This window comes from Dietzia aerolata, from assembly GCF_014144865.1.
GTDB lineage: Bacteria > Actinomycetota > Actinomycetes > Mycobacteriales > Mycobacteriaceae > Dietzia > Dietzia aerolata.
Genome location: NZ_JAALDM010000119.1, coordinates 1,409 through 9,308 on the forward strand (window position 1 = coordinate 1,409; position 7,900 = coordinate 9,308).

General features: G+C 68.8%; 6 protein-coding genes and 3 pseudogenes. 6 read left to right on the plus strand and 3 right to left on the minus strand.

Annotated elements, in window-relative coordinates; all coding sequences use genetic code 11:
* A pseudogene (locus tag G6016_RS17220) lies at positions 1-262 on the plus strand (trimeric intracellular cation channel family protein); the annotation flags it as partial.
* A 94-nt stretch (positions 263-356) separates the two neighbouring features.
* Entirely contained in the window at positions 357-1,934 is a 1,578-nt protein-coding gene (locus G6016_RS08030; RefSeq protein WP_182632147.1) for a glutamine synthetase beta-grasp domain-containing protein, read from the plus strand.
* Positions 1,935-1,985: 51 nt separating this feature from the next.
* On the opposite strand, the gene G6016_RS08035 is transcribed toward G6016_RS08030, so the two are convergent.
* Positions 1,986-3,290, minus strand: coding sequence for a lipase family protein (locus tag G6016_RS08035; protein ID WP_241729952.1), 1,305 nt, complete (start codon positions 3,288-3,290; stop codon positions 1,986-1,988).
* Positions 3,291-3,727: 437 nt separating this feature from the next.
* On the opposite strand from G6016_RS08035, the pseudogene G6016_RS08040 reads away from it, so the two are divergent.
* Positions 3,728-3,841 (plus strand): annotated as a pseudogene (locus tag G6016_RS08040) (alkane 1-monooxygenase); the annotation flags it as partial.
* Positions 3,842-3,985: 144 nt separating this feature from the next.
* Here the strand turns inward: G6016_RS08040 and G6016_RS08045 are convergent.
* Positions 3,986-4,615 (minus strand): TetR/AcrR family transcriptional regulator C-terminal ligand-binding domain-containing protein, encoded by a 630-nt coding sequence (locus G6016_RS08045; protein ID WP_182632148.1) that lies wholly within the window; start codon positions 4,613-4,615, stop codon positions 3,986-3,988.
* A gap of 103 nt (positions 4,616-4,718) precedes the next feature.
* Here G6016_RS08045 and G6016_RS08050 point away from each other — a divergent pair, with 103 nt between their 5' ends.
* Positions 4,719-5,921 (plus strand): NAD(P)/FAD-dependent oxidoreductase, encoded by a 1,203-nt coding sequence (locus tag G6016_RS08050; protein WP_182632149.1) that lies wholly within the window; start codon positions 4,719-4,721, stop codon positions 5,919-5,921.
* Here the strand turns inward: G6016_RS08050 and G6016_RS08055 are convergent.
* Positions 5,860-6,213: pseudogene (locus G6016_RS08055) on the minus strand (arsenic resistance protein); the annotation flags it as partial. The gene G6016_RS08050 and the pseudogene G6016_RS08055 sit on opposite strands and share 62 nt — an antisense overlap.
* 292 nt (positions 6,214-6,505) lie before the next feature.
* Between G6016_RS08055 and G6016_RS08060 the strand changes: the two are divergent.
* Together G6016_RS08060 and G6016_RS08065 are read left to right on the plus strand one after the other, a co-directional pair.
* Entirely contained in the window at positions 6,506-7,486 is a 981-nt protein-coding gene (locus G6016_RS08060) for an LLM class flavin-dependent oxidoreductase (RefSeq protein WP_182632150.1), read from the plus strand.
* Positions 7,487-7,568: 82 nt separating this feature from the next.
* Positions 7,569-7,900: trimeric intracellular cation channel family protein (locus G6016_RS08065; protein WP_187354436.1), on the plus strand; the 332-nt coding region annotated here is incomplete at its 3' end.

A 7,900-nucleotide genomic window follows, 5' to 3' on the forward strand; every position in this document is an offset into this window, starting at 1 on the left:
ACCGCTGGTGTTCCGGCAGGAGCTGTACGCCAGTATCGCCATCTTGGCCGCGCTGCTCTTCGTGGGCCTCTCGGCCGCGGGCGTCCCGGAGAACTGGGGCGCGGTGATCACCCTGGTCGTGGGGTTCGGCCTCCGAGTGGCCGCGATCCGCTTCAAGCTCGGTCTCCCGGTGTTCGACTACTACCAGGAGCGCGAGCGCCCTCTACGTGGACGGCGTCGACACCGCTGGAGTGTCCGGGGCTGGTCCAAGGACGTGGACTGACAGGCCGGGCGGGAGCCGCGACGGGCCAGAAGCGTCTCCCACAGCGGCCGTTGTCAGCGGAAGCGCCCGCGCCGTGACACTGATAGAACGAACTATGGCCATCGACGCATTCGAACCCCACCCGCTCGTCCGCCTCCTGGGCAAGCCCGCGGCGGACTTCACGGCAGGTGACCTCGTGCGGGCGGTCGAGGAGCTGGGGTTGAGCCAGGTGAACCTGCGCTACGTGGCCGGCGACGGGCGTCTGAAGACCGTGGCCTTCCCCATCAACTCGCGCGAGCACCTCCTTGAGGTGCTGACGCGCGGCGAGCGCGTGGACGGCTCCAGCGTCTTTGCCGGTACCGATCCTGACGCCAGCGACGTCTACATCGTTCCGCGTCACCGCACCGCCTTCCTCAATCCCTTCGGCGAGCGCTGCTCGCTCGACGTGCTGTGCTCCTTCTACGCCGAGGACGGGACGCCCCTGCCGTGTGCGCGCGAGCAGATCGTGCGCCGCGCCGCCGAGGTGCTGACGCAGGAGACCGGCATGACGCTCGAGGCTTTTGGTGAGCTGGAGTACTACCTCGTCGACGAGCCCGAGCGCCTCTACCCCGTCGAGGAGGAGCGCGGTTACCAGGAATCGGCGCCCTTCTCGAAGCACCAGCAGGTCCGGGAACAGGTGCTGGGTCACCTCAGCGCCATGGGGGTGCCGCTCAAATATGCGCACGGCGAGGTGGGCAACATCCTCGAGGAAGACCGGCAGCTGGTCCAGCACGAGATCGAACTGAAGCCCGTGCCCCTCGAGCAGGCCGCCGACCACCTCGTCCTGACCAAGTGGGTGGTGCGCGAGGTCGCCTATGCCCACGGTCTCGAGGCGACCTTCGCTCCGCTGGTGAGCGGTGAAGGCGCTGGGAATGGCCTGCACATCCACAGTCGGCTGGTGCAGGGCGGTGCCAACACGATCGTCAACGACGAGGGGATCACCGACACCGGGCGTCGGCTGATCGCCGGCTACCTCGCGGCGGCCAGGACGCTGTCCGCATTCGGGAACACGGTCCCCACGTCCTACCTGCGGTTCGCCGAAGGTGACGAGTCTCCCGAGGAGATCTGCTGGGGGATGACGGACCGCACCGGTCTGGTCCGGGTCCCACTGGCCTGGGGTGGGGACGTGCTGGCAGACATGGTCGCCCACGCCAACCCCGGCAGCACCGAACCGATCCCCGAGCCCGCCACGGACCCCCAGACCGTCGAGCTCCGGCTCGCGGACGGCTCAGCGGACGTGCACCTGCTCCTGGCCGGCATGGCCGTCGCCGCGAAGCGCTGGCTGGGTGACCCCGGGAGCCTGGAGCTGGCCGAGCGGCTCGACACCGCCAACCACGACGACTTCGAGCAACTGCCCACCTCGTGCACGGAGTCGGCCGACGTGCTCGAGGCCCAGCGCGAGATGTTCGAAGCCGACGGCGTCTTCCCCGGTCAGCTCATCGACGCTGTGCTCGCGGGTTTACGTGAGGCCGACGCCGACGCCGACGCCGACGCCGCCGACAACGACGCCGACGATGACGACGACGCCGCCGACGATGACGACGACGACACCGACGACACCGACGACACCGACGACGGCACGCAGCGCGGTGAGCGGGCCAGTGACGACGATGCTCGCGAAGAGCTCATTCGCCGTCACTGGCACGTCGGCTGAACCTGGCCGGGCCGACACGCGTCCGCGGGAACCGCATGAGAGAGGCCGGAGCTAGTACGTCCCGCAGTTGACCGGCGCCGGCCTGCCATCGACGCGGTCGACCAGGTACTGGGTGGTTCCGCCGAGGTTGGTGATCAGCGGCACCGCGTGGTTGAGAGTCAGCCCGGTCGCCACGGGCGGCAGCGGGTCGATCACCATGTCCACGGCCACATCCTGCGCGCACCAGTCCCGCCCGAGCTGCTGCGACTGGGGGCTGGGCACGGCGTCGTCGTTGAGCGGCGACAGGATCTGCACCGGAGTGGAGGGCTTCAGTCGTCCGATGCGCTGGCGATCCACGGCCTGCATGAGAACCGGATCTTCGCGGAGAACGTCCCGCGCGGATCGGCCGGAGAGGGTGTAGCTCTCGGTGCTGGGCGTGAAGTACTGCAACCCCGCGTCCACGATGCACTGGTCCGAGGTCGTGGCCAGCATCGCCCGGCCGGAATCGTTGAGGTGGGCATCGATCAGCGGTCCCAGCTCGGGGGCCGCCTGCACGAGACCGTTCAGCGCGAATCCGACAACGCCGGTGAGCAGTGACCCGTCCAACGAGTCGATGGTGGCCAGGAGGTCCGCGGGTGGCGACCCGGCCGACGTGCCGAGCAGGTCGATCTCAGGCGCATAATGCGGATGCAGTTCCGCCGCCGCGGCTGCGGCTGCCCCGCCCTGGGAATAGCCGGCGAAAACGGTCCGCGGGTCGGCGCCGATGTCCGAACCGGGCACCTGGTCTGCCGCGCGAGCGATGTCCAGCACTGAGCGGGCAGCGGATTCGCGGTTGAGGTAGGCGTGGGTGCCGGGTGTGCCCAGCCCCTCGTAGTCGGGGACCGCCACGGCGAAACCGCGGGCCAGTAGCGCGTAGGTGAACAGGATCTCGTAGCCGAATCCCAGGCCGAGGGGCTCGGGGCGGACGCTCACCAGACTCTGGAACGTCTTCGATGGCGCGCAGTAGTCGCCCATGCCTTGTGTACCCGGCGCGAGTACCGCGAGCGGCCGAGTCCCGGGACCCGTCCACGGGGCGCGGGGCTGCAGGTAGGTGCCGGTCACAGCAATGGGCTGGTTCCGCGATCCCACCGAGGTGTACATGATCCGCTGCGCGTCGGTTGAGAACGGGCCGGCACCGTCGGTCAGCACTTCGGCGCCCGGTATCGGCGGGATCGCCCCGGCAAGCGGGAACGCTTCAGTCCTGACCAGGGCGCCAACGCTGGCGGGAAGGTCGGCTGGCGGCTGGTAGAAGGCCGGTGCAGGCTCGGCTACCGAGCCCTGGGCGCCGGCAACCGGAGCGGCCAGGACTCCTCCGGCAACAGAAACTGCGGTGGTCAACGCGGCTGCGCACATCGCGGCTTGGCGCGACATGCGAGAACGAGTGCGGGAACGCGGTGCGGACGACATCTGCGTGGACGAGCGCGGCGTGGTTGAACGGATTGTCACGGCCCCCCCCAGGCGGGTGTGTCGAACATTACTAATGAACAAAGTGTAATCCAGCAGCACTGGACGTCGTTCACCCGCTTCCTGGATCAGGCGTCTGAGGCGCGAGGCGAGGTCGCGCTGATCGATCCAGTGGGTTGGCCCGCGAGGCGAGGCCGCGCTGAGAAATCTGCCGGGTGTGCGGGGGTGGAGTCGTCGTCGTTGTCGTCGTCCCAACTTGGTGAACCGTCACCAACCCGCACATCTCGGTAGCATCGGGGACATGAACCGCGGAGTCCACCTGCGGGTGGACACCCCTTCCGCGGAACCGCGAAGCGAAGAGGGCGTGTCTGTTGTCTGTCCCCCTGAGCATCCTCGACCTGGTCTCCATCTCCGAGGGATCCACCGCCCGTGAGGCGATCGAGGCCTCGATGGAGTCGGCCAAGCTCGCCGACCGGCTGGGGTGGCAGATCAAGAAGGGGCGACGAGTTCAGGTGGATAAGTATCTGTTCAGGACGCTCTGCCAAGAGCACGAATCCGAATTCAACTACCGAGCCGCCGGCTCTCGCCAGCGCTAGGCCGGGGCGGAAGCGGGGCCCGGCGTTCCAGCGCTACGGCCGTGTGGCCGAGAGGATGATCCCGACCGTGCGCTCCACCTCCTCATCGGAGGCCCGGCGGCCCATCATCATGGGGGCCAGGAACAGGGGCGACACCAGCGCGTTGATCACCGCCTCCGGGGAGTGCTCGGCCGAGATGTCGCCCCGCTCGGCCGCGCACTCGACCATGCGCTGCCACTCCTGCATGACCGGCGCGTACTGCGCCACGACCAGCGCGTTGAACTCTGGATACTGACGGCTGGCCATGAGTGAGGAAGTGGCAACCTCCACCGGATCCGCGGCAAACGTGGCGACGAGGTGCGCGAACTCCCGGACGTCCGACTCCCACGCGCCGGTGTCGGGCGGGCTCACCTGACGGACGTGGGTCGACAGCCCCTCGACCAGCACGTCCTGGTGGGTGGGCCACCAGCGGTAGAGCGTCTTTCGGCTCACGCCCGCGCGCTCGGCCAGGTCCACCATCGTGAAGTCGACCCGCCCCTCCGCGAGGTAGGACAGGCACGCGTCCCGGACCGCGTCGCGGACCTTCGCGCTGCGTCCGCCGGTCCGGGTCCGGACCCGCTCGGGTTGGTTCGGCTCGGGTAGGTCTGACTCGGTCTGGTCCCGCTCGCTCTGAGACTCCGGCACAACAGCCCCCTTAACGACACAGTGTGTTGACTTTGCAGCGTAGCCTGCGCATGCTGAAGGGCACGCCCCTCCGTCGGCGGGGTCCCCTCACAAGGAGAGTGCCATGCCCCCAGGACCTCGATTCGACGTCGCCGTGGTGGGCGCCGGCCCGATCGGCTCCGCCACCGCGCGACACCTGGCAGATCGAGGGGCATCGGTGCTCGTGGTGGGCCCCGACGAGCCCGCGACTTTCGAGGACCACCAGGGCGTGTGGGCTGGCTACTACGACCAGGGCCGGCTGGCGCACGTTCTGGAGGTTCCCCTGGTCACGTCTCTGTTGGCCACGCGATCCCTGCGCCGATTCGCCGAACTGCGCGAACGGTCGGGCGTCGAGTTCACCACGCCCACCCAGTCGCTCAGCGTGCTGCCGGACGTCGCCGACGGGGCGCCCGGCGCCGAGTGGTTCGACCGCGACCGCCTGCTGCGCAACGCCGAGGACCTGGGCGTTGCCGTGTTCGCACTGAGTGAGGACGACCTGCGCAGCGACTATCCACGGCTGAGCTTCGCGCCGGGGCACGTGGGCGTGGTCCAGCGCGACGCCCACATCCTCAACCCGCGCGAGCTCGTCCGTGCAGAGCTCGGGGCGGCGGTGGCCGCCGGGGCGACGCTGGTCAGGGACGAGGTGGTCTCGCTCGATCGACAGGGCGACGATGCGGTGCTCACCGGTCGGTCGGGCGAGGTGTGGCGCGCGGACCGGGTCGTGATGGCGACGGGCGCGGCCACCAACATGACCGGCCTCCTCCCGCGCCCTCTACAGATGCAGACTTTCGGCGCCACGGTGGTGCTGGTGGAAGTGGACGATCCGTCGACGGTGGACATGCCCGCGATGATGTACCTCAAGTTCGTCGACGGCCGGCTGGGGTTCGGCGGGATCGTCATGTCGCCACTGCGCTACCCGGACGGCAGGTGGTACATCAAGGTCTCCGGCAACAGCCTTCTCGGCAACCCGCTCGCCACCGCCGACGAGATCGCCGCGTGGGTGCGTACCGGCGGCCGGGGGGAAGATATCGACGACACACTGGCACTGCTCGCCGAACTCATGCCGGGCCAGCAGTTCGGTTCCGCGCACACCAGACCGTGTCTGGTCTGTGAAACCCCATCCGGACTGCCGGTGATCGACAGGGTCGACGACCGGACTGTCGTGGCAATCGAGGGCGAACGCGGGGCCATGGCCGCTGACGAGATCGGCAGGCTCACCGCCGACCTCACGATCGCGGGCCGGTGGAATGACGGCCTCCCGCACGAGGTCTTCCGCGCCCAGTGGTGACGGGCACGCAGCAGGGTTGAGGGTCACGGGTGCGGTCGGGCAGGGACGGGTCGCCCGGGAACAGGCGCGGGCCCAGCCACAGCGCCACGTAGACCAGGCCCACCAGGACGGGCACCTCGATGAGAGGCCCCACCACCCCGGCCAGCGCTTGGCCTGAGGCGATGCCGAACGTGCCGATGGACACCGCGATCGCCAACTCGAAGTTGTTGCCGGACGCGGTGAACGCCACGCTCGTCGACTTGGCGTAATTCAGCCCTGCCGCCCGCGAGGCCAGCAGGCTGAAGAAGAACATGAGCACGCCGCTGGATGAGGTAATGCCAGCCGTCGATGCGCTGATCGATCCATAGGTCTGAGGCACGAGGCGGGTCCGCGCTGAGCGATCCATTGATCTGACGCGCGAGGCGAGGCCTCGCTGGGAGATCTGCCGGGTGTGCGGGGGTGGAGTCGTCGTCGTTGTCGTCGTCCCAACTTGGTGAACCGTCACCAACCCGCACATCTCGGTAGCATCGGGGACATGAACCGCGGAGTCCACCTGCGGATGGGCACCCCTTCCGCGGAGCCGCGAAGCGAAGAGAGCGTGTCTGTTGTCTGTCCCCCTGAGCATCCTCGACCTGGTCTCCATCTCCGAGGGTTCCACCGCGCGAGAGGCGATCGCCGCCTCCATGGAGTCAGCGAAACTGGCTGACCGACTCGGCTACTCCAGGCTCTGGTTTGCCGAACACCACAACACGCCCAACCTCGCCTCCAAGGCCACGTCGCTGCTCATCTCGCAGGCCGCCGGCGTCACCGAGAACATCCGCGTCGGCTCCGGCGGCGTCATGCTGCCCAACCACGCGCCGCTGATGGTGGCCGAGCAGTACGGGACCCTGGCCAACATGCACGGCGACCGGATCGACCTGGGACTCGGCCGCGCACCCGGCACCGACGGCATGACCGCCCAGGCGCTGAGCCGCTCCTCCGCCGAACCCCAGGCGTTCGCCCGGCACATCTACGACCTGCAGGGCTGGTTCGGAGACTCAGGCACCGCCCACAGCACCCCCATCTTCTCGTCGGTTTCCCAAGGGATGGAGGTGCCGATCTGGGTGCTCGGCTCCACCGTCAACGGCGCCTCGATCGCCGGCCAGCTCGGCCTGCCGTTCTCGCTCGCCTCGCACTTTGCGCCCGACCAGATCGACGACGCCGTGCGCGTCTACCGCGAGACGTTCAGCACCTCGCAGCCCACCGCGCAGATCGACAAGCCCTATGTGATGGCGGGGATCAACGTCATGGCCGCCGAGACCGACGAGGAAGCCCGCCGCCAGTTCACCACCCTGCAGCAGATGTTCCTCGACATCCGTAGCGGGCGGCAGCGCAAGATCCAGCCGCCAGTCGACCCCGCCGAGTTCGCCGGCTCCAGCCCCTCGATGCTCGAGATCAGCGCCGTGGGTACGCCCGACAAGGTGGCCGCGCAGATGGCTGAGTTCGCCGAGCGCACCGGCGCCGACGAGCTCATCACCGTCACCTACGCGCACGATCCGGCCGTGCGGGACCGGTCACTGGAGCTGGTGGCCGGGGAGTGGTACTGACGGCTGCCGGCGTACATCAGATCTGAGCGGAGCCGTGGAGTTCCTCACCATCCTCTTCCTCATCGGTATCACCGCTGAGGCGATGACCGGTGCGCTGGCCGCCGGTCGCGAGCGCATGGACCTGTTCGGCGTGGTGATCGTCGCGTGCGTCACCGCGATCGGCGGCGGCTCGATCCGCGACGTCCTGCTGGGCCACTACCCGCTCATCTGGGTGGAGCATCCCTCCTACCTCGCGCTGGTCGCGGCGGCCGCGGTCGTGACCGTGCTCGTCGCCCCGATCATGCGGCACTTCAGGGTGCTCTTCCTCGGGCTCGACGCACTCGGCCTGACGGTCTTCGCGATCATCGGCGCCCGGATCGCTCTCGAGATGGGGCACGGCCTGATCATCGCCGTCGCCGCCGCGGTCATCACGGG